The 23,356-nt window shown below is 71.0% G+C and carries 18 protein-coding genes and 2 tRNA genes; 2 read left to right on the top strand and 18 right to left on the bottom strand.

Annotation, left to right across the window (positions count from 1 at the left end):
• Nucleotides 1–55 precede the first annotated feature (55 nt).
• Nucleotides 56–562, bottom strand: coding sequence for a DUF402 domain-containing protein (locus IF46_RS0113660; RefSeq protein WP_084597900.1), 507 nt, complete (start codon nucleotides 560–562; stop codon nucleotides 56–58).
• Nucleotides 563–658: 96 nt separating this feature from the next.
• Between IF46_RS0113660 and IF46_RS0113655 the strand changes: the two genes are divergently transcribed.
• On the top strand, nucleotides 659–1,093 hold the full coding sequence (locus tag IF46_RS0113655) for an NUDIX hydrolase (protein WP_030488700.1): 435 nt from the start codon (nucleotides 659–661) through the stop codon (nucleotides 1,091–1,093).
• Between the two features lie 540 nt (nucleotides 1,094–1,633).
• Here the strand turns inward: IF46_RS0113655 and IF46_RS0113645 are convergent.
• The 4 genes from IF46_RS0113645 to IF46_RS0113630 all read right to left on the bottom strand — a co-directional run bounded on the left by IF46_RS0113645 (nucleotide 1,634) and on the right by IF46_RS0113630 (nucleotide 5,410).
• Nucleotides 1,634–1,710 (bottom strand) — tRNA-Ile (locus IF46_RS0113645).
• 122 nt (nucleotides 1,711–1,832) lie between these two features.
• A complete protein-coding gene (locus tag IF46_RS0113640; RefSeq protein WP_157562974.1) occupies nucleotides 1,833–3,071 on the bottom strand; it encodes an FAD-dependent oxidoreductase in 1,239 nt (412 codons plus the stop codon).
• On the bottom strand, nucleotides 3,061–5,178 hold the full coding sequence (locus IF46_RS0113635; RefSeq protein WP_030488697.1) for an MMPL family transporter: 2,118 nt from the start codon (nucleotides 5,176–5,178) through the stop codon (nucleotides 3,061–3,063). Before IF46_RS0113635 ends, IF46_RS0113640 begins: the two co-directional genes overlap by 11 nt.
• A gap of 159 nt (nucleotides 5,179–5,337) precedes the next feature.
• Nucleotides 5,338–5,410, bottom strand: a tRNA-Asn gene (locus IF46_RS0113630).
• A gap of 262 nt (nucleotides 5,411–5,672) precedes the next feature.
• On the opposite strand from IF46_RS0113630, the gene IF46_RS0113625 reads away from it, so the two are divergent.
• Complete coding sequence (locus tag IF46_RS0113625; protein WP_030488696.1) at nucleotides 5,673–6,077, top strand: hypothetical protein; 405 nt, start codon at nucleotides 5,673–5,675, stop codon at nucleotides 6,075–6,077.
• 64 nt (nucleotides 6,078–6,141) lie between these two features.
• Here IF46_RS0113625 and IF46_RS0113620 read toward each other — a convergent pair whose 3' ends face one another.
• The 13 genes from IF46_RS0113620 to IF46_RS0113560 all read right to left on the bottom strand — a co-directional run bounded on the left by IF46_RS0113620 (nucleotide 6,142) and on the right by IF46_RS0113560 (nucleotide 23,309).
• Nucleotides 6,142–7,149, bottom strand: a complete 1,008-nt coding sequence (locus tag IF46_RS0113620; RefSeq protein ID WP_030488695.1) for a sugar phosphate isomerase/epimerase family protein — start codon at nucleotides 7,147–7,149, stop codon at nucleotides 6,142–6,144.
• Nucleotides 7,150–7,360: 211 nt separating this feature from the next.
• A complete protein-coding gene (locus IF46_RS0113615) occupies nucleotides 7,361–7,867 on the bottom strand; it encodes a sensor histidine kinase (RefSeq protein ID WP_051723894.1) in 507 nt (168 codons plus the stop codon).
• 294 nt (nucleotides 7,868–8,161) lie between these two features.
• Nucleotides 8,162–10,267 carry a ThuA domain-containing protein gene (locus IF46_RS0113610; protein ID WP_030488693.1) on the bottom strand — a complete coding sequence of 702 codons (2,106 nt, stop codon included), beginning with the start codon at nucleotides 10,265–10,267 and terminating at the stop codon, nucleotides 8,162–8,164.
• 75 nt (nucleotides 10,268–10,342) lie between these two features.
• A complete protein-coding gene (locus IF46_RS0113605) occupies nucleotides 10,343–13,198 on the bottom strand; it encodes a PQQ-dependent sugar dehydrogenase (RefSeq protein WP_030488692.1) in 2,856 nt (951 codons plus the stop codon).
• Nucleotides 13,199–13,417: 219 nt separating this feature from the next.
• On the bottom strand, nucleotides 13,418–14,485 hold the full coding sequence (locus IF46_RS0113600; protein WP_030488691.1) for a polyprenyl synthetase family protein: 1,068 nt from the start codon (nucleotides 14,483–14,485) through the stop codon (nucleotides 13,418–13,420).
• Nucleotides 14,482–15,897: an alkaline phosphatase family protein gene (locus IF46_RS0113595; RefSeq protein WP_030488690.1), complete on the bottom strand. Its 1,416-nt coding sequence runs from the start codon at nucleotides 15,895–15,897 to the stop codon at nucleotides 14,482–14,484. The genes IF46_RS0113600 and IF46_RS0113595 overlap by 4 nt, the downstream gene beginning before the upstream one ends.
• Nucleotides 15,894–17,093 (bottom strand): metabolite traffic protein EboE, encoded by a 1,200-nt coding sequence (gene eboE / locus IF46_RS0113590; RefSeq protein WP_030488689.1) that lies wholly within the window; start codon nucleotides 17,091–17,093, stop codon nucleotides 15,894–15,896. Before eboE ends, IF46_RS0113595 begins: the two co-directional genes overlap by 4 nt.
• Complete coding sequence (locus IF46_RS0113585) at nucleotides 17,093–17,950, bottom strand: TatD family hydrolase (RefSeq protein ID WP_030488688.1); 858 nt, start codon at nucleotides 17,948–17,950, stop codon at nucleotides 17,093–17,095. The genes eboE and IF46_RS0113585 overlap by 1 nt, the downstream gene beginning before the upstream one ends.
• Entirely contained in the window at nucleotides 17,951–18,559 is a 609-nt protein-coding gene (locus IF46_RS0113580) for an EboA domain-containing protein (RefSeq protein ID WP_030488687.1), read from the bottom strand.
• Nucleotides 18,560–18,614: 55 nt separating this feature from the next.
• Nucleotides 18,615–19,559: a sugar phosphate isomerase/epimerase family protein gene (locus IF46_RS0113575; RefSeq protein WP_051723893.1), complete on the bottom strand. Its 945-nt coding sequence runs from the start codon at nucleotides 19,557–19,559 to the stop codon at nucleotides 18,615–18,617.
• Nucleotides 19,556–20,410 (bottom strand): SCO3242 family prenyltransferase, encoded by an 855-nt coding sequence (locus IF46_RS0113570; RefSeq protein ID WP_030488685.1) that lies wholly within the window; start codon nucleotides 20,408–20,410, stop codon nucleotides 19,556–19,558. Before IF46_RS0113570 ends, IF46_RS0113575 begins: the two co-directional genes overlap by 4 nt.
• Nucleotides 20,394–21,560: an inositol-3-phosphate synthase gene (locus tag IF46_RS0113565; RefSeq protein ID WP_030488684.1), complete on the bottom strand. Its 1,167-nt coding sequence runs from the start codon at nucleotides 21,558–21,560 to the stop codon at nucleotides 20,394–20,396. The genes IF46_RS0113570 and IF46_RS0113565 overlap by 17 nt, the downstream gene beginning before the upstream one ends.
• Before the next feature lie 573 nt (nucleotides 21,561–22,133).
• The gene (locus IF46_RS0113560; protein WP_420063565.1) at nucleotides 22,134–23,309 is read right to left on the bottom strand and encodes a Gfo/Idh/MocA family protein; all 1,176 of its coding nucleotides are present in this window, start codon (nucleotides 23,307–23,309) and stop codon (nucleotides 22,134–22,136) included.
• Between the last annotated feature and the right edge of the window lie 47 nt (nucleotides 23,310–23,356).

The raw sequence follows: 23,356 nt of genomic DNA, 5'->3' as shown, positions 1-23,356 counted from the left end.
ATCGGCTACCGATGTTCGGCGGAGGAGGCGAGCGTGTGGGATCGGGGCCGCAGGCCTATTGGGAGAGCAGTTGCCATCCGCGCTCTTGCCAAGGCTCGTCCCGGCACCGCAGCGCCTCGGCCCGATCTTCGGCCGTGGACTGCGCGAGCTTGGCGTCATCCGGGCTCATCCAGCCGTCGCGGAGCGCCTGCTCGTATTCGTCCCAATCCTCGATCTCGACACGCAAATCTCGCTCGTGGAGCACTGGGTCCAGTTCGAGATCGATATACCGCCACCCTGCCTCGGTCCGCTCCGGCGGGAGGCACACGTCGATCTCAAGGCGCCGATCAGTGGGGTCGCCGACCCACCACGCCACCCAGGGGCGACCCGCGGTGAGGAGAACTATGACCGGCATCGAAAGAGTGCCGCTGTCATGCGGAGCACCTCGCGGTGAACCAACGGGGCCTCGCAGCCAGGTCCCGTCACGGTCCTGACCGACCAGTTCGAGATCGAACCAGAAGACACCGCCGGGGCGTTTGATCTTGGATAGACGTACGCTCCGGCTGTTCCGCCTCTCGCTCATGAAAACAGGCTAGGGGCAGACGGAGTAGGCCGCGGTCCGACGCACTACGGCGCTTCGGCGAGCGGACCGAGGGCGTCGGTTGAAGAGGGGTTCGGCATGCCGGAGCGGGTCATCAAAGACAAGGTTCTCTGCTACGTCGTACGTGACGGCAAACTGCTGGTCTTCCGGCACACCAACTACAGCTACGAGGAAGTCGGCATCCAGGTTCCGGCCGGCAGCATCCGCGTCGGCGAGACGCCGGAGGCGGCGGCGCTGCGCGAGGCCCGCGAGGAGACCGGCCTGAACGACTTCAAGATCGTGCGAAAGCTCGGCGAGACCGAGTACGACATCAGCCCGTACCGGTTCGAGTTGCAGCGCCGGCACGTCTTCCACCTGGAACTGACCGAGCCGACGTCGGAGCGGTGGATGAGCCAGGAAGACCACGACGGCGAGCAGGAGCCAACGCACTTCGAATGCTTCTGGATCCCGCTGGAGGGCGCCCACATCCTCCAATCCGGCCAGGGTGCCCTGCTGGGACGCCTGTACGACTGATCCCTACCCGGTCACAGCCACCACGAGGAGGCCTCACCGACCGGAGAGTCGCATCCCCATCACCCGTCGACCTCTTGCGGACTGCGCTGCGGCCAGGACGGCCTGGCCTTGCGTCGACCTGGTTGCTGACCAGGCCCCCCGGGTAGAGGCAGATCTATGGACCCCCGAACCTTGTTCCAAATGCTGTTGGGCGTCGGCGGTTTGGTCCTTGCCGGCTACGGTGTTCGTCTCCTGCTGACTGGCCGCATGTCGCCTTTCACCCGGAGAAGGTGGAGGCGGCCGGTCGATGCAGGGATGTGGTTCCTCTGCGCTGGGCTCGCCTTCTTGTTGCTCGCAGTGGGGTACCTCGGCCGGCTCATCGGCGCGTTCGGACCCGCAACGACGTGGACGCTTGCGGGCTTGGCGCTCGTGTTCCTCGCACTCGGCCTCGTCAGGCATCGGCCACGTGATGGCAGACGTGGCGGATCTTCGGACCTGACGTAGCCACACTCACGGCGGCCAGTCTCGCGATGGCGGCTGGCGCTGACCAGGGCAAACGGTTGGTGGGGCGGGCGGGGCTCGAACCCGCGACCGAGGGATTATGAGTCCCCTGCTCTAACCGGCTGAGCTACCGCCCCTCACACCGCGCCGGATCTTATCCCGCTCGGCGATCAGCAGCCAGCACTGAGCCGGCCGGTGCCCGCCGCCTACGCCAGCACGATGGGCAACAGGAATATAACAGCGTGCTCGGGTACGCCGGTCAGCCGGCGCGCAGCTCGTCGAGCACCGCGCCGGCCGCGCGCCAGCCGCTGGTGAGAGCACCCTGGATCGATGGGCTGTCCCGGTGGTCACCGGCTACGAACAGGCACTCCCCCAGCGCCACCGGCTTGCGCAGTCGGCCCTGCGGTGGCGGTGCGGCGGGTAGCGCCTGCGGCACGGCCACTGTGGTGAGGTGGGTCCAGTCGGCGGTGGAGCGGCCGTACAGCCGGGTCAATTCGGCCCGGATGGTCGGCTCGGGCGGGGCCGTCGGGCCGACCACCGAGGTGGCGATCAGGTGCCGGCCGGCGGGTGCGTACGTCGCGGTGGCGTTGCTGAGCACCACCGTGTTCGCGACGATCTCCCGTCGATCGCCGTCGATCAGCAGGATCGGCTCGGCAAGCGGCGGCTCGGCTGCGCTGTGGTAGTAGGTGGTGTAGCTGTGCATGCGTACCGTCGCCAGGGCCGGCAGCAGCGCGGACGCGGCGGGTGGGTCGACGGCGACCACGACGGCCCGGCAGCGGATGTCGCCGGCCTGGGTGCGGACCCGGCCCGGGGCGACCTCGGCGACCGGGGTGTCCAGGTCGAGCAGGTCGGCCGGCAGCGGCGCGGCGATGGCCCGGGGCAGCGCGGCCATCCCCTCGGCGGGCAGGCCGATCCGGCCGCGGGCGAACGAGCGCAGCACCATCGCCAGGACGTGACTGGAGGTGGCGAGTTCCCGGTCGAGGAGCACACCGGACAGGAACGGTCGCAGCAGTTCCTCGATGATCGCGTCGGAGAGGCCCGCGCGGCGCAGCGCGGTCTCGGTGCTGGTCTCCGGCGCGGCGAGCAGCCGCGACGGTGGCAGGGTCGCGCAGCCGGTGGCGAGCGCGGCGAAGCGCAGCCGGTCGAGCAGCGAGCCGACCCCGGCGAGCGCGGTGCCGGGGCCGCCGGTCGGCTCGCGCAGCGGGTTGACCATCCGCAGCAGCTTGTCGCCTTTGCGAACCAGCACCCCGGAGGTGAAGTACCCGAGGTTGAGCCGGTTGGTGTCGAGCAACGTGCCGAGCCGGGGGTAGGCGGTGTTGAGCACCTGGAAGCCCCGGTCGATGAGGTAGCCGTCGACCATGTCGGTGGCGACCCGGCCGCCGAGCCGGTCGCCGGCCTCCACCAGTCGCCAGGGCACGCCGGCGCGGTGCAGCCGGCGGGCGGCGGCGAGGCCGGCCAGGCCACCGCCGACGATGACCACATCGGTCTCAGCCAGCACCGCGCGCCTCCCGCTCACCGTTCGCCCGGGACAACCGGCCCGGCCACCAGATCTTCGGCCCGATGTCGTACGCGAGTGCGGGCACCAGCAACGACCGGACGATGATGGTGTCGATAAGTACCCCGATCGCGACCGCGGTACCCAACTCGACAAGCACCACGAGTGGCAGGACGGCAAGGGCGGAGAAGGTCGCGGCGAGCACGATGCCGGCGGAGGTGATCACCCCGCCGGTGACGGCGAGGCCGGTGAGCACTCCGGCGCGGGTGCCGCGCTTGACCGACTCCTCGCGGACCCGGCTCATCAGGAAGATGTTGTAGTCGATGCCGAGCGCGACCAGGAAGACGAAGGCGAACAGTGGGAACGACGAGTCCACGCCGGGGAAGTCGAAGACGTGCCGGAACAGCAGCGCGCAGAGGCCGAGGGTCGCCGCGAAGCTGAGCAGCACGGTGGCGATCAGCAGCACCGGGGCGAGCAGTGCGCGCAGCAGCAGGGCCAGGATCACCGCGATGACCACCAGCACCACCGGGATGATGACGTTCTGGTCGCGCTTCGCGGCGTCCGAGGTGTCCACGTTGATCGCGGTGAAGCCGCCGACCACCGCGTCCGCGCCGGGCACCTGGTGTACGGCCACCCGCAGCTCACGGATGGTCCGCTCGGCGCCTTTGCTGTCCGGCGGGTCGGCCAGGGTCGCCTCCAGTTGCACCCGCCCGTCGACGACCTTCGGGGCGGCGTTCCCCTCGGGTGGGCCGGTCTGTGGGCCGGTGGTGAGCGGGCGGACGTCGGCGACGCCGGGCACGTCCTTCGCCGCCTGGGCGACCTGCCGGGCGGTCTGCTCGGTGGTGAAGATGGTGGCCGGGCTGCCGGTGCCGGCCGGGTAGTGCCGGGAGATCACCTCCTGGCCGGCGACCGAGTCGGTGCGCTGGGTGAACAGGTCGGACTGGCCGAGGGTGGTGGCGCCGAGCTGGGTGAGGCCGAGTGTCAACAGGGCCAGCACGACGGCGGTGCTCAGCCAGATCGGCCGGGCGTGCCGGGCCACGAAGCCGGCGACGCGGCTCCAGATGCCGTGTTCGGCCCGGGGGTCGGCCTGGTCGGCTCGGGGCCGTCGGGGCCAGAACGCCCACCGGCCGCCGAGCACCAGCAGCGCGGGCAGGAAGGTGAGCATCACCAGCAGGGTGGCGGCGATGCCGATGGCGGCGACCGGGCCGAGCGCGCGGTTGGAGTTGAGGCTGGACAGCAGCAGGCAGAGCAGGCTGACGATGACCGTGCCGCCGGACGCGATGATGGCCGGCGCGGCGCCTTTCCAGGCGGTCTTCATGGCGGCCCAGGGGCGGTCGTGCCGGTGCAGCTCCTCCCGGTAGCGGGCGATCATCAGCAGCGCGTAGTCGGTGCCGGCGCCGAAGACCAGCACGGTGAGGATGCCCTGGGCCTGCCCGTTGAGCTTGACCACGTCCGCGTCGGCGAGCAGGTAGACGAAGACGGAGGCAAGCGCGTACGACATGCCGGCGGCGAGCAGCGGGAAGATCCAGAGGACCGGGCTGCGGTAGACGACCAGCAGGATGATCAGCACCACGACCAGGGTGACCAGCAGCAGTGGCCCGTCGATGGCGGAGAAGACCTTGATCAGGTCGGCGAGCAGCCCGGCCGGGCCGGCGACGTCCACGGTGAGCCCGTCCCGGTCACCGCCGGTGATGTCGCGGAGTTGCTCGACGACCGTGCCGATCTCCTCGCCTTCGGCGTCGTCCACCGGTACGACGATCTGGAGTGCCTGGCCGTCCTCGCTCGGGATGGGCGGGGGCAGTGGGGTGACCACTCCGGGGATCTTGGCGAATCGGGCGGCGTCGGCGCTGACCCGTTGCCGATCCGCGTCGGTGATCCCGGCGGGCCGTTCGTAGACGACCAGGGCCGGGATGGTCTCCCGGTCGACGAACTCACCGGCGAGGTCCTGGGCGCGGGTCGCCTCGGCGTCGGTGGGCAGGAAGGCGGCGTTGTCGTTGGTGGCGACCTCGCTGAGACGCCCCGCGTACGGTCCGGCCACGCCGCCGATCACCAACCAGGCCAGGACGACCGCCACCGCGATCAGCGTGGCCTTGCCGCCTCGTCCGGACATCCGCACTCACCCCAAGAGTCGACGCGAAAGTCGACGCAGCTGAACCCGAGTCAACATCGGCCATCCTGCCGGGCAAGCAGGTCGAGGGAGGGCGAAACCGGGCCACGCACACGAAAACGCCCGTCGGCGTAGTGCGCCGACGGGCGTTGGGTGGAGAAGCTCCCCCGATTGGACTCGAACCAATAACCTGCCGGTTAACAGCCGGCTGCTCTGCCAATTGAGCTACAGGGGATCGTGCTCCGCTCGGCTTCGGATTTCCCCGACGCCGTGCGACGGGACAAGAGTACAGGACTTCCGGGGGTGGTGGTCCAGTGGGTTCCCTCCCCCATCGCCGCATTCACAATTCGGGTAAATCGCCATCCTGGCACAAGCATGCTTGAGTGAAGAGCAGGATGGGTAGTTAGCTGCGGACAGAGGACGCAGGCGCGAATTGGTCGCCTTCCGACGGGGCAACTCGCCGGGGTGACGGCGCGTCAGGAACGGAAGGAGCCGCCATGCGCGGAAAGATCATGTTTCTTGGCGGGCTGGCTGCGGGATTCGTCCTGGGCGCCCGTGCCGGCCGGGAGAAGTACGAAGAGCTCGTGGTCCGAGGCCGCAAGGTGCTCGACCACCCGACCGTCCAGGAGGCGGCCGGGGTCGCGCAGGCCCAGGCCAACAAGCTCTACAGCGAGGGCAAGGACAAGCTCGGCCAGACCAAACTGGGCGAGAAGCTGGGCAACGGCAACGGCAGCACCGGCAAGCAGGAGCTGACCGCCGCCGACGACGCGTTCGCCGGCACGCCCGCCACCGTGGGCGCCAAGGCAGGCACCAGCACGGTCGGCACGACCTCCGGGTCGCCGTCGTCCACCAGCCCCCGCACCAAGCCGTCCGGCTCGGGCACGAACGCCAGCACGCTCTGACCCATCGCACGTCGACGGGCCGGTCGCCGCAGGGCGACCGGCCCGTGGTCTGTCCGCGCTGCGGTCAGTCCTTGCTGCTGAACGCCGCGTCGAAGGCGGCGCTCGGTGCGTCGAAGGCGAGCCGACGGACGAACTGCAGCGCCTCCGGGGCGCCAACCAGCCGATCCATTCCGGCGTCCTCCCACTCGACCGAGATCGGGCCGGTGTAGCCGATCGCGTTCAACGCGCGGAAGCAGTCCTCCCAGGGCACGTCGCCGTGGCCGGTGGAGACGAAGTCCCACCCGCGACGCAGGTCGGCCCAGGGCAGGTGCGAGGCGAGCCGGCCACGCCGGCCATCCCCGGTACGCACCTTCGCGTCCTTGCAGTCCACGTGGTAGATCCGGTCGGCGAAGTCGAAGATGAAGTTCACCGGGTCCAGCTCCTGCCAGACGAAGTGCGACGGGTCCCAGTTCAGCCCGAACGCGGGCCGGTTGCCGATCGCCTCCAGCGTCCGCTTCGTCGTCCAGTAGTCGTACGCGATCTCACTCGGGTGCACCTCGTGCGCGAACCGGACCCCCACCTCGTCGAACACGTCGAGGATCGGGTTCCACCGGTCGGCGAAGTCCTGGTAGCCGCGCTCGATCATCGACGGCGGCACCGGCGGGAACATCGCGAGGGTGTGCCAGATCGACGAACCGGTGAAGCCGACGACCGTCTTCACCCCGAGCTTCGCCGCCGCCCGCGCGGTGTCCTTGATCTCCTCGGCGGCCCGCTGACGAACCCCCTCGGGCTCCCCGTCGCCCCAGATGCGGCCGGGCAGGATGTCCTGGTGCCGCTCGTCGATCGGGTGGTCGCAGACCGCCTGACCGACCAGGTGGTTGGAGATCGTGAAGACCTCAAGGTTGTGCTTCGCGAGAGTCTCCCGCTTGCGCTCGACGTACGAGTCGTCGGCGAGCGCCTTGTCGACCTCGAAGTGGTCGCCCCAGCAGGCGATCTCCAGACCGTCGTAGCCCCACTCGGAGGCGAGCCGGCAGACCTCCTCGAACGGAAGATCGGCCCACTGGCCGGTGAAGAGCGTGATGGGTCGCGCCATTGTCCTTCTCCCCTGTTGTGATGGGGATTCCATGTGCGGACCGAGGCGAGGGTGATCGGACGTACGCGGCACCGGAGCGGTCACCGGTGGGTGCGGAACACACCTGGGCCCGACGGGTTGCGCCTCCCACCGGGTCACCGGCCACCAGCACGGTCGCCGCCCCCACCTTATTTCCGTGGCACCCCATCGGGGAAGCCCCGCAGTCGTCTGATCATTCGGCCATCTCCTCCGGCGCGGGCAGGACGGCCCGGACGGTGAAGCCGCCACCGGCGCGTGGGCCGGCGGAGAGCGTGCCGCCGAGCCGCTCGGCGCGTCTGCGTACCCCGAGCAGACCCCGCCCGGCACCCTGGGCGCCCCCGCCTGACGGCGTGGGACCACCGCCCTCGTCGCGGACCTCGATGGTGATGCCCTTGGCGTCGTAGCGCAGGCGGACCCCGACCGCGGCGCCCGGGGCGTGCCGGTCGGCGTTGGTAAGTGCTTCCTCGATGATCCGGTACGCCACCACGTCGACCGGGCCGGGCAGCGGCCGGGGTTGCCCGGCCACGGTCCATCGCACCGGCTGGCCGGCGGCGAAGCCCTCCACCAGGGCGTCGAGACGGTTGAGGCTGGGCGTCGGGCCGTCGGCCGGGTCGTCAGGCTCCTGGGCCCCGCCCAGCCCACCAAGCAGTTGGTGGCCTCGCGCCAGCACCATCCCGCGCCACTGCGCGAACCGCTCCATGCAGGTCAAGGTACGGCAGCCGGCTGTGCACCGGTCCACGGCGTCCACGCAATACGCCGGCATGTTCACGGCAGCAGCGCGGCGCGGCGGCACAGCCGATGACCTGGTGCGAGCGTGATGTCTCTGAGTCATCAAGATGACTCAGAGACATCACGCTCGTTGGAGATACCGCTCGTAGCGCTTTGCCGTTCCGACCGGTCGGCCGGGCAGATCGGCCGGACTTCGTCGGCGCTCAGGCCAGAGGGCCGGGAGGGGCCGGCGGCCAGAGCCGCGGGCCTCTCCCGGCTCAGTCGGTCAGGGCAGGGTCCACTTCTGGTTGGCCGCGTTGAGGCAGGTCCAGAGGTGCACGATGGTGCTGTCGGCGGAGTTGTTGCCGGAGACGTCCAGGCACTTGCCCGACGACGGGTTGCGCAGGGTGCCGTCGGAATTGGCCGCCCAGTTCTGGGCGCCGCTGCCGTTGCAGGTCCAGAGCTGGATCTTGGTGCCGTCGGCGGTGCCGCTGCCGGAGACGTCCAGGCACTTGCCGAGCGCCTTGATCGTCGAGTTCGGCGTCACGGTCCAGGTCTGCGCCGCACTGCTGTTGCAGGTGTAGATCTGGATCTGGGTGCCGTCGGCGGTGGCGCCGCTGCGCACGTCCAGGCACTTGCCGGCGAGACCCTTGATCGGGCCGACCCCGGTGCTGCCGCCGCCCTTGACCAGGGTGAAGTCGTCCAGGTCGAAGAGCCCAGTGCCGCTACCGGTGAAGGTGAGGTAGAGGTTCTGGGTGCTGGACGGGACGTTGGACAGCGCGGTGGTGACGTTGGCGTAGGTCGTCCAGCTACCGGTGTTGGGCACGGCGACCGTGCCGAGCACCGGGCCGGTGGCCGAACCGGTGCGCACCTGGATGGCACCACCCGCGCCGCCGGAGACGACCCGCGCCGTGAACGAGGTGACGCCGGCCAGGTTGACCCCGTTGTAGGCGGCCCAGTCACCCGGCTCGATGTAGCCGAGGGTCTGCCCACCGTTGGCGCCCGCCTTGGTGAACGCGGAGACGCCGCTGGCCGAGCTGAAGGCCTCGGCCTGGATCGTCCCGGTCGGCGGCGGGGTGGTGCCCAGCTCCTTGATCCGGATGTTGCGGAAGAGGGCGTCGTCACCGGTGCCGTGGTTCTGGATGCCGATGTGGCCGGCGAGCGAGCGGACCGGGTCGGTGTTGGTGAAGTCGTTGATCTTCACCCCGTTGAGGAAGATCTGTAGCCGCTCACCCTCAACCAGCAGCTCGTACGTGTTCCACTCCCCCGGCGCGTTCAACGCCGCGTCGCGAGCGGCGATGTCGGCGGACTTGTACGTGTAGACCGCGCCGGTGGTGCGGTCGGCCGCGTCGGTGGCGTCGATCTGGATCTCGTAACCGTTGTCGACCGCCGACCACGGGTCACTCGACGGTGGGAACCCGATGAAGATGCCGGAGTTGTCGTCGCCGGCCAGCTTCCAGTCCAGCTTCAACGAGTAGTTGGTGAACTGCTTCGTGTTGTACCAGAACAGCCCCATGCCGCCGACCGAGGTCAGGGTGGCGTCGGAGTTGGTGAAGCTGCCCGGGCCCGCCTGCGACCAGCCGGCCGTCGAGCCGTTGAAGATCGGCGTGTAGCCGGTCTCGGGCCGGCAGTCGGCCTTGCTCCGACCGGAGGCGTACCGGATGCCGCCGAGCAGGTGGTTCCGGAAACCCGACTCCGCGTACGACGCCTGGGTGTGCCCCGCGCCGGTGTAGAAGGACCGGCCACCGCTGTAGCTCTTACACCAGCTCAGCGGGTGGTCGGCGCCCATCCCGCCGCCGGAGTACGACGACTCGTCAAGCGTGGCCAGCACGTGGGCGGTCGAGCGGGGGTTGGTCCGGTAGTTGTACCACTCGTCGGTGCGGGTCCAGGTCTGCGGCAGGTGGCCGGTCGCCGCGTGGCCCCGGTCCTCCACCTTCATGTTGGCCTGCTGGATCGCGGGGTGCGAGGCGAACCACGCGCCCACGAGGTTGCCGTAGAACGGCCAGTCGTACTCGGTGTCTGCGGCCGCGTGCACACCCACGTACCCACGACCGGAGCCGATGTACGACTCGAAGGCGGTCTGCTGGCTGGCGTTCAGCACGTCGCCGGTGGTGTTGAGGAAGACGACCGCCTCGTACTGGGCGAGGTTGCTCGTGGTGAACGCGGCGGCGTCCTCGGTGGCGGTGACTGTGAAGTTGTTCGCCGCGCCCAGGTCGCGGATGGTCTGGATGCCGACCGGAATCGCGTCGTGCCGGAAACCGGCGGTCTTGGAGAAGACCAACACGTCGTACGGGGCGTCGGCGGCGCTGGCCGGGGTGGCCGGGGTGGTGCAGGCGATGACGGCGAGTGCGGCCATGGCCGCACCGAGGACGGGTCGCAGGCGTCTGCGCATATCGCTCTCCTAATTGCGGTTAGGAGGGGCCCCTCGCATCACACTAGGCGTTGCCGAGAGGCCCCTCCCGCCAGCTCAGGGCAGGATCCACTTTTGGTTGGCGGCGGCGGTGCAGGTCCAGAGATGGACCACCGTGCTGTCGGCGGAGCTGTTGCCGGAGACATCGAGGCACTTACCCGACGACGTGTTACGGAGCGTGCCGTCGGCTTGGGCGGCCCAGTTCTGCGCTGCGGTCCCGTTGCAGGTCCAGAGCTGGATCTTGGTGCCGTCGGCCGTGCCACCACCCGACACGTCCAGGCACTTGCCCAACGACTTGATCGTGGAGTTGGGGGTGACCGCCCAGGTCTGCGCGGCGCTGGCGTTGCAGGTGTAGATCTGGATCTGCGTGCCGTCGGCGGTGGCGGCACTGCGCACGTCCAGGCACTTGCCGCCGAGGCCCTTGATCGGCCCAGCCCCACCGGCCGGGGGCGTCCCGGTGACGAAGGTGAAGGCGTCCAGGTCGTAGAGCGCCCCGGTGCCCGACCCGGCGAAGGTCAGGTAGAGCGTGGTCGTGCCGGTCGGCGGGTTGCTGATCGTTCCGGTCACCGTGGTGAAGGTTTCCCAACCACCGGTCACCGGGACCGTCGCCGAGCCGAGCACCGTGCCGGTGGCCGAGCCGGCCCGCACCTGGAGGGTGCCGCCGGCGCCCGCCGAGGAGACCCGGGCGTTGAACGAGGTCACGTTGCCCAGCCGGTACGGCTGGAACGCGATCCAGTCACCGTTGTTGATGTCGCCGACGGTCTTGCCGCCCTCGGCCGGGGTCTTGCTGAACACGTTGATCCCGGACGAGGTGCCGTAGAACTCGGCCTGGCGGTGCCGCGGCGGCAGCGTGTGCTGGGTGTGCGTGGTCAGCCCACCGGCGTCGGTGTACTCGGCGTCGAAGATCGCGAAGATGTTCGCCGCGTCGTCGTGCTCACCGTCGACCGGGATGGTGATCGAGCCCGAGCAGCCGGTCTGCGAGGTGATCTGGTGCCCGTGCTGGTCGTGCCCGAGCACGTAGGTCATCTTGACCTTCGTGCAGTCGATCGTGCCGTCCTCCGGGTCGGTGACCGTGATGCTGAACGGCACCGTGTCGCCGAAGCTGAACAGCTGACCGTTGCCGGGGTTGTTGATGGTCACCGTGGGCGCCGTGTTGCCGACGCTGATCTGCACGCTGCTGCTGCCGGTGGCGCCCTGCGGGTCGCGAACCGTCAGCGTGGCCGTGTAGGTGCCGTTGGTGCTGTAGGTCTTCGTCGGGTTGGCCGCCGTCGAGGTGGTCCCGTCGCCGAAGGCCCACGAGTACGTCAGCGTGCCGCCCTCAGGGTCGGACGAGCCGGCCGAGGAGAAGGTCACCGCGAGCGGGGCAGCGCCGGAGGTGCGGTTGGCGCTGGCCACCGCGGTTGGCGCCCGGTTGCCGCCGCCGACGTAGTCGAAGCGGTAGAGCGCCGAGTTGGCGTCCCCGTTGAAGTAGCCGGTGCCGTAGTCGAGCACGTAGTACGCGCCGTCCGGGCCGAACGCCGAGTCCATCACCTGCTTACCGACCCAGGGGAAGGTGTCGATGGCGCCCCGGGAGCCGTCGGAGTTGACGTGGATCGGCTTGATCCAGCCTCGGCCGAACTCGGTGGCGAAGAACTGCCCGTCGAAGGACTGCGGGAACTTCGTGGTGGAGGTCGACGAGGCGTTGTACCGGTAGACCGGGCCGCCCATCGGGGACTCGGAACCGCCGCCGAACTCGGTCGGGGTGCCGGCGTCGCCGGCGTACCGGATCCAGGCCGGCTGGGCCGGCGGCAGAGTGGCACGGCCGGTGTTGCGGAACGAGTTGTTTGTCGGCCCGCCGGTGCAGTTGTACTTCGCGCCGCTGCTGTTGTTGGCGAAGTCCCACTCGTTGTACGTCTCGGTGGAGGTGTTCGTGCCGGTGCAGTACGGCCAGCCGTAGTTGCCCGGCGCGGCGACCCGGTTGAACTCGACCTGGCCGGACGGCCCACGGGTGGAGCTGGTGGAGCCGGCGTCCGGCCCGTAGTCACCGACGTAGACGACCCCGGTGGCCTTGTCCACGCTGATCCGGAACGGGTTGCGGAACCCCATCGCGTAGATCTCCGGGCGCGTCTGGGCCGTGCCGGGCGCGAACAGGTTGCCCGACGGGATGGAGTACGTGCCGTTGGCGTTCACCTTGATCCGCAGGATCTTGCCGCGCAGGTCGTTGGTGTTGCCGGCGCTGCGCTGCGCGTCGTACGCGGGGTTGCGGTTGGTCCGCTCGTCCAGCGGTGAGTAGCCGGCCGACTCGAACGGGTTGGTGTCGTCGCCGGTGGAGAGGTAGAGGTTGCCGGCGGCGTCGAAGTCGATGTCCCCGCCGACGTGGCAGCAGAGGCCGCGGTTGGCCGGGACGTCGAGCACGTCGACCTTGCTGGCCTGGTTGATGGTGAAGTCGGAGTTGAGGGTGAACCGGGAGAGGCGGTTCACCCCGTTCCAGGCCGAGAAGTCGGTGCCGGTAGCCGGCGCGTCGCCGCCGGGGGTGGAGAGCGGCGGGGCGTAGTAGAGGTAGATGTAGCGGTTGGTGGCGAAGCCCGGGTCGACGCCGACGCCCTGCAACCCCTCCTCGTCGTGCGTGTAGACCGACAGGGTGCCGATCACGGAGGTGGTGCCGTTCGCGTCGGTGCGGCGCAGGGTGCCGTTGCGGGCGGTGTGCAGGACCGAGCGGTCCGGCAGCACCGCCAGCGACATCGGCTCACCCATGTCGGACACGCCACGAGCCAGCTCGACCTGCTGGAAGTCGGTGGCGACGATCGTGTGCGCCTGTGCGGGAGCAGAGCCGGCGGCGAGTGCGACAGTGCCGGCGGCGACCGCCAGCAGCAGCGCTGATCCGGCCGAAAACCATCGTCGGGATCGATGTGTGGGAGCGTCCTTCATGGACATCGTTGCTGCCCCTTCCTGACGAATGACTGCCAGGCGGGCGCGCGCCGTCGCGCCGGATGCCGTAGCGGTGATGGTGGGGGTCGATGGGTTACCGCGCCGCCGGTTCACCTCGACGAAACATTGTCGTGTTGGTCACGACACTAAGTCGCATGTGTCGATGTGTCCATACCTTCCGGTGGTTCAGCATCAACTTTTGTCGATCTGATCGAAAGTCGCCGGTCAGGCGCGGCGGTCGATGGCCTGCCCGGCCAGCGCAACCAGGGCCGCGCGCGCCTCGTCGCCCACCATCGCGCTCTGCAGGGCGGAGAGCGCGGCCTCGGTCCGGACCCGGATCATCTGCTCGATCCGGTCCCGAGCGCCGGTCGTCTCGATGATGTCGCGCAGCTCCGCCGCGCCCTCGGCGTCCAACGCCGGGTTGCCGAACAGCTCCCGCAACCGGACGGTCTGCGGCCGGTCGGCGGCGCTGCGGGCCAGCGCCATCATGACCGTGGGCTTGCCCTCACGCAGGTCGTCGAGGACAGACTTGCCGGTGACCGCCGGGTCGCCGAACACGCCCAGAACGTCGTCGCGGAGCTGGAACGCGTCGCCCAGCGGGTCACCGAACTCGCCCAGCGCGGCGATCAGCTCCGGCTCCGCGCCGGCCAGGGCCGCGCCGATCTGCAACGGCCGGGTGACCGTGTACCTGGCAGCCTTCATCCGGATCACGGTGAGCGCGCTGGCCACCGAGCCGTCACCCACGCCCGAGACCAGGTCCAGGTACTCCCCCGCGATCACCTCGGTACGCATCAGCGCGAACACGCTGTACCCCCGGTGCACCTCCTCGGTGCTCAGCCCGCACTCGTGGAACATCTGATCCGACCAGGCGGCGCAGAGATCCCCGCAGAGCAGCGCGGTGTTGCGGCCGTACGCCTCGGGGTCACCGCGCCACGACGAGCGGGCGTGCAGGTCGGCGAAGAGCCGGTGCACCGACGGCTCACCCCGACGGCGGTCACTGCCGTCCAGGATGTCGTCGTGGATCAGCGCGAACGCGTGGAACAGCTCCAGGGCCGCCGCCGCCACCACGATCGGGGTGCCGTCGGCCGCCCCCGCGCCGCGCCAGCCCCAGTAGCAGAAGAGCGGTCGTAGTCGCTTCCCACCGGCCAGCACGAATCGTTGCAGCGCGGTGAACACCCCGCGCGGCGCACCGTCCGGCCAGTCCGGGCCCTGCCGGTCGAGAAACCCGGCCAGCTCCGCGTCGAAGCGCGCCCGCAGCTCGCTGGCGTCGGTGGGCGCGACGACGACCGTCATGCCACCTCCCCCGACCCGCCCGCGCCACCGGGGCTCAGCCCGGCCAGCTCCAGTAACAGCGCCTTGACCTCGGTGGCCGCAATCTTGTCCCGGGCCGCCGCCGGGTCGGAGCAGAGCAGCACCGGCGCGTCCGCCGGATCGTCCGGCAGCCGCCCGTGCGAGCCCCGCACCGCCTGCGCGCCGGCGTCCAGGCCGACCGCGCTCATCAGGTAGCGCATGCCGAGCTTCTTGCGGGCCAGGGCCACCCCGGCCCGAGCTTTCGCGGCACCGGGATTGGCCGGATCGAAGAACAGCTCGGCCGGGTCGTAACCGGGTTTGCGGTGAATTTCCACGAGCCGGGCGAAGTCCGGTGCCCGGGCGTCGTCCAGCCAGTAGTAGTAGGTGAACCAGGCATCCGGCTCGGCCACCAACACCAGCTCACCGGCGCGCGGATGGTCCAGCCCGTACGCGGCCTTGCCGTCGGCGTCGAGCACCTCGGCCACCCCGGGCAGACCGGCGCAGAGCTTCGCCACCGCCGGCACGTCGGCCGGATCCTTGACGTAGACGTGCGCGATCTGGTGGTCGGCGACCGCGAACGCCTTCGACGTCCACGGGTCGAGGTATTCCATGCCCGCCTGGGTGTGCACCCGCAGCAGCCCTTCGGCGCGCAGCAGCCGGTTGACGTCGACCGGCCGGGACACGTCGGTGATGCCGTACTCGGAGAGCACCACCACCGTGGCGTCCCGCGCCCGAGCGGCGTCCAGCAGCGGGCCGAGCACCACGTCCAGCTCGGCGGCGGCGGCAGCGGCCTGGGCCGACGAGGGACCGAAGCGTTGCAGGTCGTAGTCCAGGTGCGGAACGTAGACCAACGTCAGGTCGGGCGACACGTCGGCGAGGAGCTGCTCGGCCGCCTGGCAGATCCACCGAGACGACGGCAACCCGGCCGTCGGCCCCCAGTAGGTGAAGAGCGGGAACGTGCCGAGCCGCCCGGTGAGCGCGTCGTGCAGCTCCGGCGGGTCGGTGTAGCAGTCCGGTTCCTTACGCCCGTCGGCGTAGTAGACCGGGCGGGGGGTGACCGTCCAGTCGACGTCCGCTCCCATGGCGTACCACCAGCAGACGTTGGCGACGGTGTAGCCCGGCTCGGCCTTGCGGGCCGCCTGCCAGAGCTTCTCCCCGCCGACCAGCGCGTTGTGCTGCCGCCACAGCAACACCTCACCCAACTCCCGGAAATACCACCCGTTGCCGACGATCCCGTGCCCGCTGGGCGGCTCGCCGGTGAGGAAGGTGGACTGCACCGAGCAGGTCACGGCGGGCAGCACGGTGCCCAGCTCGGCCCGGAAGCCGCCGTCGGCGACCCCTCGCAGTCGCGGCATGTGCGCCAGTAGTCGGGGCGTCAACCCCACCACGTCGAGCACCACCAGTCGCCGGCTCATCGGGTCACCCCCATCGTCGCGGATCGCTGCGCGGTCAGGCCGAGGCCGACCAGTTCGTCTCGGGCGAAGGCCAGCTCCGCGGCGATGCCGGCGGCCAGCTCCGCGTCGGTGCCGGGCCGTCGTGCGGCCGGCAGCACCCCCCAGGTGTACGTCTCGACGTCGAGGTGGTCGCAGCCGGCGGTCGGCCCGTCGAAGAGCGCTCTCAGGGCCGCGCGGAGCACCGGCAGAGTCGAGCCGAGCGGTTCCTCGGGTGGGGCGTGCAGCGGCACGTGGTAGTGCACCCGCCACGGGCCGGGCAACGCCCGGTCCAGCGCCTCGTCCAGGTCGTCGGCCGCGTACGCCGGGTCGGCCGGGTCGGCCAGACCGGCGCAGCCGGCGCCCCGGGTCTGGTGCAGGAAACGGGGCTCCACCCAGCGGCGCAACGCCTCCGCCCCACCCTCCGGGTCGGCGGCCTCGACGGCGGCCGAGACCTGCACCTTCACCACCGGCAGCCCGGCCGCCCGCAGTCGGTGCAGCGCCTCGGCCGGCTCCTCCCACGCGCAGGCCAGGTGGGCCAGGTCGAGGCAGACGCCGAGGCGATCGGTGTCCATCCCGGAGAGCAGTTCGGCGGCCTGACCGGTGCTCTCCACGACACAGCCGGGCTCCGGCTCGAAGGCGATGCGCACCTCGCGGCCGGTGTCGCTCTGCACCGTGGCCAGGCCGGCGGCCAACTGGTCCAGCCGGCGGCGGGCCGCGTCGGCCCGGCCGGCGTCCCACGGTTGACGCCAGGCCAGCGGCAGGGTCGAGATCGAACCCCGGGCGGCGTCGTCGGGCAGCAGGTCGGCGAGGATCCGGGCCAGATCAAGGGTGTACGTCAGGCGCTGCTCGGTGGTCCAGTCCGGGTGGTACACGTCCTGCTTGACCACGGGCGCCTGGAAGGCCGCGTACGGGAAGCCGTTGAGGGTGACCACCTCCAGCCCGCGCGCGTCCAGCTCGGTGCGCAACCGGCGGCGCAGCGTCGGGTCGGCGGCCAACTCGGCGGCGACCGGGGCGGCCAACCACAGGCCCAGCCCGAGCAGGTCGCTGCCGAGCGCCTCGCGGACCGGCACGGCGTAGGTGTCCAGTTGACCAAGGATGCCGGCGAGGTCCTCGGCCGGGTGCACGTTTGTGCAGTAGCCGAGGTGGACGGTGTCGCCGCCGGGATGTCGCAGCCGCATCAGCTGCCGCCGCGCAGGATCGAGTTGCCGGTCTGCGGGTCCACGGCGACGGCGACGTCCAGGTCGCTGAGGTCGAGCCGCCCGGACTGCCCGTAGAACTCCACCGGGTTTCGCCACAGCACCTTGTCGACGTCGTCGTCGCTGAAGCCGGCCAGCAGCATCGCCTCGCCGGTGGCCCGGGTCAGCAGCGGGTCGGAGCGCCCCCAGTCGGCCGCCGAGTTGACAAGCATCCGTTCGGTGCCGTACTCGCGCAGCAGCTCCACCATCCGCTGCGGGGTCATCTTGGTGTCCGGGTAGATGGAGAAGCCCAGCCAGCAGCCGCTGTCGCGGACCAGCTTGACGGTCACCTCGTTGAGATGGTCGACGACCACCCGGCCCGCGTCGATGCCCGATTCGGCGACCACGGCGAGGGTCCGCTCGCAGCCGCGCGCCTTGTCCCGGTGCGGGGTGTGCACGAGTGCCGGCAGGTCGTACGCCACCGCGAGGGCGAGCTGCGCCGCGAACGCCTCGTCCTCCTCGGGCGTCATCGAGTCGTACCCGATCTCGCCGACCGCCACCACCGCGTCCTTGTCCAGATAGCGGGGCAGCAGGTCGAGGACCGGGCGGCAGCGCGGGTCGTTGGCCTCCTTCGGGTTCAGCGCCACGGTGGCGAAGTGCCGCACCCCGAACTGCCCGGCCCGAAACGGCTCCCAGCCGATCAGCGAGTCGAAGTAGTCGGTGAACGAGGCGGCGCTGGTGCGCGGCTGGCCCAGCCAGAACGCCGGCTCCACCACCGCGCGTACTCCGGCGGCGGCCATCCGTTCGTAGTCGTCGGTGGTGCGTGAGGTCATGTGGATGTGGGGGTCGAAGATGCGCATTCACGCCTCCCGGGGCAGTGCGGCGGTGAGCCGGTGGAGCAGGTCGGTGGCGTCGGCGGGCAGATCCCGGCCGGCAGCGTGCCGTTCGGCGGCCAGCGCGGCCAGCATCGCGGCCAGCTCGCCGTCGGCCCGGGCGTCCAGGTCGGCGACGGCGGCCAGGGGTACGCCGCTGAACACGCACTTGAGCACCGCCTGTCGCCAGGCGGCCGGGTCGAGGTGCCGGGCGTACGGCCCGAGTGCGGCGGCGACCAGCCGGGTGTCGTTGGTGCGGATCGCGTCGTGCAGCAACGGAACCCCGGCGGCGCCGATCGGCAGCAGCGGCAGGGCCCGCAGCACGGCTCGTCGTTCGGCCGCGTCACCGTGCTGGTAGAGGCGCTCGGCGTATGTCGCGTGCTCGTCGGGCAGGCTGGTGAGCAGCAGCACCCGGGCCGCGTCGTCGGCGGTCCAGCCAGGGGCGTCGGGCAGCGCGGCCCGACCGCAGCGCCGGCCGACGGTGGGGAAGAGCCGGGTGATCGCGGTGGGCTCGGCCGCGACCCGGCGCAGCGCCGTGTCCAGCCAATCGGGATCGGGTACGCCTCGCAGCGCGGCCCGTAGTGAATCCGGTGTCATCCCGTCTCCTCCCCTTGTGCTGCTCGCCGGTGCCCCGCCACCCTTTGCTCTGCACCTATATCTGCACCGGGGCCCCTTCGGCGGGTGTCGCCTCGGCGGGTGCAGAGCAAAGGGTGCTGGCAGGGTGGCAATCGGTGGTCGCGGCGGCGCGCAGGAACTCGATCGACCGGGCGGCCACGGCAGGCGCGGCGTGCGAGTCCCGGGGCAGCTCGACGGCGACCAGGCCGCGGTAGCCGGCGTCGCGCAGCGCGGCCAGCACCGGCGGGAAGTCGATCTCGCCGACGCCGAACTCCAGGTGCTCGTGCACGCCTCGGCGCATGTCGTCGATCTGCACGTTGACCAGGTGCCCGGCCACCTCGGCGACGCACTGCGGCACCGGCCAGGGCTCCAGGCACCGACAGTGGCCGATGTCGAGGGTGATGCCGAACCGGGCCGGGTTGCCGAGTGCGGCGTGCAGCCGACGCCAGTCGGCGATGTCCTGCACCAGCATCCCCGGCTCCGGCTCGAAGCCGAGGGTGACGCCGGCAGCCTCGGCCGCGTCGACCACTGTGGCGCAGCCGGCCACCAGCCGGTCCCAGGCGCACTGCGGTGACACCGCCTCGGGACGGACACCGGCCCAGAACGACACCGCCTCCGCGCCCAGGTCGGCCCCGATCCGCACGGCCCGGCGCAGGAACTCGATCCGCCGGGTCGGGTCGTCGTGCAGCAACGTCGGGGCGTGCTTCTGCCACGGGTCGAGCAGGTAACGGGCCCCGGTCTCGATGACCACCGCCAGGCCCAGCGATGCCAACCGTTTACCGACCGCAGCGACCCGGCGGGTCAGCCCAGGCGCGAACGGGTCCAGGTGGTCGTGGTCCAGGGTGAGCGCCACCCCGTCGTAGCCGAGATCGGCGATGACGGCGAGCGCGTCGTCGAGCCGGTGGTTGGCGAAGCCGTTGGTGCCGTACCCGAAGCGCAGCGTCGTGGAGTCGGCGGCCGACCGGGGGGCGGGGACGCTCATGTCGGCGAGACCTTCCGGGCCAGCAGTCGCCCCAGCGGCGCGGCCGCCGCGACGGCCACCCCGAGCAGACCTGCTCCACCTCGCGCGGTGAGCGCCCCCTGCAGGGCGGGCAACCCGGTGATCCCGGCGCCGACGGCGGCACGGACCCGCCCGGCAGACGGGTCCCGGACAACCTCGACCTGGGCCGCGCCGTACCGAGCGGCGTACCAACCGGCCAGCACGGCGGGCAGCGCCCCAACCCGCCGAGGGGCGGTGACGGCCGCGCTGGCGGCGACCACGGCGGTGCCGGCGAGGGTGCGCATCGGCAGGGCGGCGTCGGCGCCGGTGACCTCGCGGCGGGACAGCGCGGTGACCGTCCAGGTGTGCGCGGCGACTGTTGCCGCCGCCGGCAACGCCCGGGTCAACCGGCCGCCGGACGCGCCGAGCAGCACGTCCAGCCCTCGGCAGGCGGCCATCACGGCCGGGCCGGCGGCGGTGTTCTTCGCCAGCAGGTCGTACCCCCAGATGGTGGCGGCCAGCGGCACGGCGAGCGCGGCGGCGCGGCGACCGCCCACGGCGGCGGCCAGGCCCACGCCGGCGGCCGTGAGGCCAGCCGCGAGACCGACCGCGGCGGCCGGGGTGACCCGACCGCTGGGGATCGGCCGCTCGGGCCGTTCCTCGGCGTCCAGGCGTCGGTCGGCCCAGTCGTTGGCGGCCATGCCGGCCCAGTAGAGCAGCACCGAAGCGCCGGCCAGGGCAGGGGTACGCGGGCTCAACGCGCCGGACGCCGCAGCCCCGGCGATCACGTCACCGGGCACCGAGAGCGCGGCCGGCGCCCGAACCAGCTCGGCGAGATCAGCCAACGTTGTCATGGGCACCGTCCGCGCCGTCGTGCAGTTGCCGGGTGAAGGTGACCAGCTGGGCCCACTGCTCGCCCAGCGAGTGGGTGGGCGAGCCGAGCGGGTCCTTGAAGAAGAAGCCCAGGTCGGCCAGCGGCCCCACCAGCCCGGCGGCGTGCGCGGCGGCGGTGAGCCGGGCCAGGTCGAGCACCAGCGGCGCGGCCAGCGCGGAGTCGCAGCCGTGCCAGGTGAACTCCATCCGCATGCCGGTGCCGAGGAAGCCGGTGAAGGTGATCAGATCCCAGGCGGTCTTGAAGTCGCCCAGGTCCTCGACGTACTCGATGCGGGTGCCGCCCTGCGGGACGTAGCCCAGCGTCTCGCCGAGCACCCGCTGCTTGCTCTGCACCTTCGCCGCGTTCGCGGCCGGGTCGGCGAGGGTGGCGCCGTCGCCACCGCCGAGCAGGTTGACCCCGGACCAGGAGCCCACGGCCAGGTTGCGCATCGCGAACATCGGCGCGAGCACCGACTTGACCAGGGTCTCCCCGGTCTTGCCGTCGTGCCCGGCGTACGGCAGTCGGGCCTCGTCGGCCAGCGCGGCCAGCGCCGGCAGCCGCAGCCCGGTGGACGGGGTGAAGTCGACGTACGGGCAGCCGGCAAGCAGTGCCGCGTACGCGTAGAGGGAGCTGACCGGCAGCACCTCGTCCGGACCGTCGAGGGCGACGCGCAGCGCGGCCGGGTCGGCGTGCCCGGGGTGCGGTGCAGGGGCTGGCTCGGTGGCGGAGACGTTGACCACCACCACCCGGTCCAGCTCGTGCCGCTCGCGGAAGCTGGTGAGGTCGCGGACCACGGCGGCGGCCCGATCGGCCTGGGTGGTGCCGGCCGGCGCGGGGCGCAGCTCCTGATCGACCACGCCCAGCTCGTCGCGGAGCGCGGCGACCAGACGCCAGGGGATGACACCGGCGTCGGCGAGGGCCTCGGCGCGCTTGCACAGTGGGGTGGTCGCCACGTCGTGCCCGCCGAAGACCAGGTCGGCGAAGGCCGGCAGGGCCGGGCCGCGCAGCTCGGGAAGCTCGGTGACGCAGCCGGTGGGCCCGGCCAGGCCGGCCCGCAGCGCGAGCCCCCCGACGATGCTGGTGGTCGCGACTGAACCGCGCGCTCCTACCAGCCAGACACCTGTTCGCATGGTGCTCCTTCCCCATTCACGAGGAACCGTCGGTACCGCTAAATATAGGAATATCAGAATATGTTTCGGAAAGATACGGCCAGGTTTCGGAAAGTTTCGGCCGGGTGGATGGGCCCCGTCCGCCCGCCCCACACCAGAACGGCACCGGCTTCCGACGTCGGCGTCGGCGGCGACGACGCCGGACCGGTTCCCAGTACGGGTGCGAGCAGACGGGGCTGGTAGGCAGGGTCGGGTCGGCGTCTCGACCCTGCCTCCCCCGCATCCGTCCAACCGGGGCGTTGGCATGCCCCGGCTGGGCGTCTCAGGCCGCCGCAGCGGGCGGTGCTATCACGTGCTCCGGAACTTTCCCGGTGGTGGCGGTCCTCCGGTGCGGCCGGGGAATCCCGGTCCGGTCGCACCGGACGACCGTCCTGCTCGTGCGCCACCGGGCCGTACGGCCCGGCTGCACGCTTCCCGATGCCGACCTCTGTCCCGGCCACGGGGCGCAATCCGCGGCTGGTCCCTCGCCGGTCGGCTTCGGAGAGCCGGTCGGGCGATGGCGGCACGAACACCGCCATCGCGGATGGTCAATGGTCAGACAGCCGCCGCGGTCAGCGTCGGTTCGACCTCGGTCCAGGAGGAGCCGAGTTCCGCCGAGCGGGTCACCGCGTCCAGCACCAACTGGACCTGCAACGCGTCGGCGAAGGAGGGAGTCGGGTCGACGCCGGTGGCGACCGCCTCGATGAAGTCGCGCATCTCGTGCGTGAACGAGTGCTCGTAGCCGATGATGTGGCCCGGAGGCCACCACGCCGACATGTACGGGTGCTCGCTCTCGGTCACCAGGATGCGGCTGAAGCCCTGCTCCACGCTCGGCCGGGTCGCGTCGTAGAACTCCAGCTCGTTGAGGCGCTCCAGGTCGAAGACCAGACTGCCCAGCGAGCCGTTGATCTCGACACGCAGCGCGTTCTTGCGACCGGTCGCAAACCGGCTCGCCTCGTACGTGGCCAGGGCGCCACCGTCGAGCCGCGCCACGAAGACCGCGGCGTCGTCGACGGTGACCAGCCCGGTGGGCGACGTGCCGCCGTCCACCGTGGCCGCCAGGCCGCTCGACTCGGCCGGCAACGGCCGCTCCTTGACGAAGGTCTCGGTGACCCCGCTGACCCCGCTGATCCGCTGACCCGTGACGAACTGGGTGAGATCGATGATGTGCGCACCGATGTCACCGAGCGCGCCGGAGCCCGCCCTGTCCTTCTGCAGCCGCCAGACCAGCGGGAACTGCGGGTCGACGATCCAATCCTGCAGGTACGTCGCACGGACGTGTCGAATCACCCCGAGTCGTCCGTCGGCGACCAATTGGCGCATCATCGCGACCGCGGGGACCCGGCGGTAGTTGAACCCGCACATCGACCGCACTCCGGCGGCCCGGGCGACATCCGCCGCAGCGGTCATCGCCCGTGCCTCCTCCACCGTGTTGGCCAGCGGCTTCTCGCACAGGACGTGCTTGCCGGCAGCCAACGCGGCGAGGGCGATCTCGGCGTGACTGTCGCCCGGGGTGCAGATATCGACCACGTCGATGTCGTCGGAGTTGATCAGGTCACGCCAGTCCGTGGTGTACGCGTCCCAGCCGAGCGTGTCGGCGGCGTCAGCCACCTTCGCTGTGTCTCGACCGCAGATCAGCGACATCCGCGCCCGCGCCGGCAGGTCGTACACGCGGTTCACGGTGCGCCACGCCTGTGAGTGCGCGGCGCCCATGAAGGCGTAGCCGACCATGCCGACCCGCAGTTCTTTGTCTTTCGTGGACAAGGTGGGTCTCCCCC

It is taken from the genome of Micromonospora chokoriensis (assembly GCF_000718555.1).
Lineage (GTDB): Bacteria > Actinomycetota > Actinomycetes > Mycobacteriales > Micromonosporaceae > Micromonospora > Micromonospora chokoriensis_B.
Note: the sequence above shows the minus strand (reverse complement) of the source record. Positions and strands in the feature narration are given on the sequence as shown.

Bases quoted from the DNA above. Each gene is read 5' to 3' on its own strand.
- IF46_RS0113660 (WP_084597900.1), bottom strand. From the start codon at position 562: ATGAGCGAGAGGCGGAACAGCCGGAGCGTACGTCTATCCAAGATCAAA.
- IF46_RS0113655 (WP_030488700.1), top strand. From the start codon at position 659: ATGCCGGAGCGGGTCATCAAAGACAAGGTTCTCTGCTACGTCGTACGT.
- IF46_RS0113635 (WP_030488697.1), bottom strand. From the start codon at position 5,178: ATGTCCGGACGAGGCGGCAAGGCCACGCTGATCGCGGTGGCGGTCGTC.
- IF46_RS0113625 (WP_030488696.1), top strand. From the start codon at position 5,673: ATGCGCGGAAAGATCATGTTTCTTGGCGGGCTGGCTGCGGGATTCGTC.
- IF46_RS0113620 (WP_030488695.1), bottom strand. From the start codon at position 7,149: ATGGCGCGACCCATCACGCTCTTCACCGGCCAGTGGGCCGATCTTCCG.
- IF46_RS0113615 (WP_051723894.1), bottom strand. From the start codon at position 7,867: ATGGAGCGGTTCGCGCAGTGGCGCGGGATGGTGCTGGCGCGAGGCCAC.
- IF46_RS0113610 (WP_030488693.1), bottom strand. From the start codon at position 10,267: ATGCGCAGACGCCTGCGACCCGTCCTCGGTGCGGCCATGGCCGCACTC.
- IF46_RS0113605 (WP_030488692.1), bottom strand. From the start codon at position 13,198: ATGTCCATGAAGGACGCTCCCACACATCGATCCCGACGATGGTTTTCG.
- IF46_RS0113600 (WP_030488691.1), bottom strand. From the start codon at position 14,485: ATGACGGTCGTCGTCGCGCCCACCGACGCCAGCGAGCTGCGGGCGCGC.
- IF46_RS0113595 (WP_030488690.1), bottom strand. From the start codon at position 15,897: ATGAGCCGGCGACTGGTGGTGCTCGACGTGGTGGGGTTGACGCCCCGA.
- eboE (WP_030488689.1), bottom strand. From the start codon at position 17,093: ATGCGGCTGCGACATCCCGGCGGCGACACCGTCCACCTCGGCTACTGC.
- IF46_RS0113585 (WP_030488688.1), bottom strand. From the start codon at position 17,950: ATGCGCATCTTCGACCCCCACATCCACATGACCTCACGCACCACCGAC.
- IF46_RS0113580 (WP_030488687.1), bottom strand. From the start codon at position 18,559: ATGACACCGGATTCACTACGGGCCGCGCTGCGAGGCGTACCCGATCCC.
- IF46_RS0113575 (WP_051723893.1), bottom strand. From the start codon at position 19,559: ATGAGCGTCCCCGCCCCCCGGTCGGCCGCCGACTCCACGACGCTGCGC.
- IF46_RS0113570 (WP_030488685.1), bottom strand. From the start codon at position 20,410: ATGACAACGTTGGCTGATCTCGCCGAGCTGGTTCGGGCGCCGGCCGCG.
- IF46_RS0113565 (WP_030488684.1), bottom strand. From the start codon at position 21,560: ATGCGAACAGGTGTCTGGCTGGTAGGAGCGCGCGGTTCAGTCGCGACC.
- IF46_RS0113560 (WP_420063565.1), bottom strand. From the start codon at position 23,309: ATGGTCGGCTACGCCTTCATGGGCGCCGCGCACTCACAGGCGTGGCGC.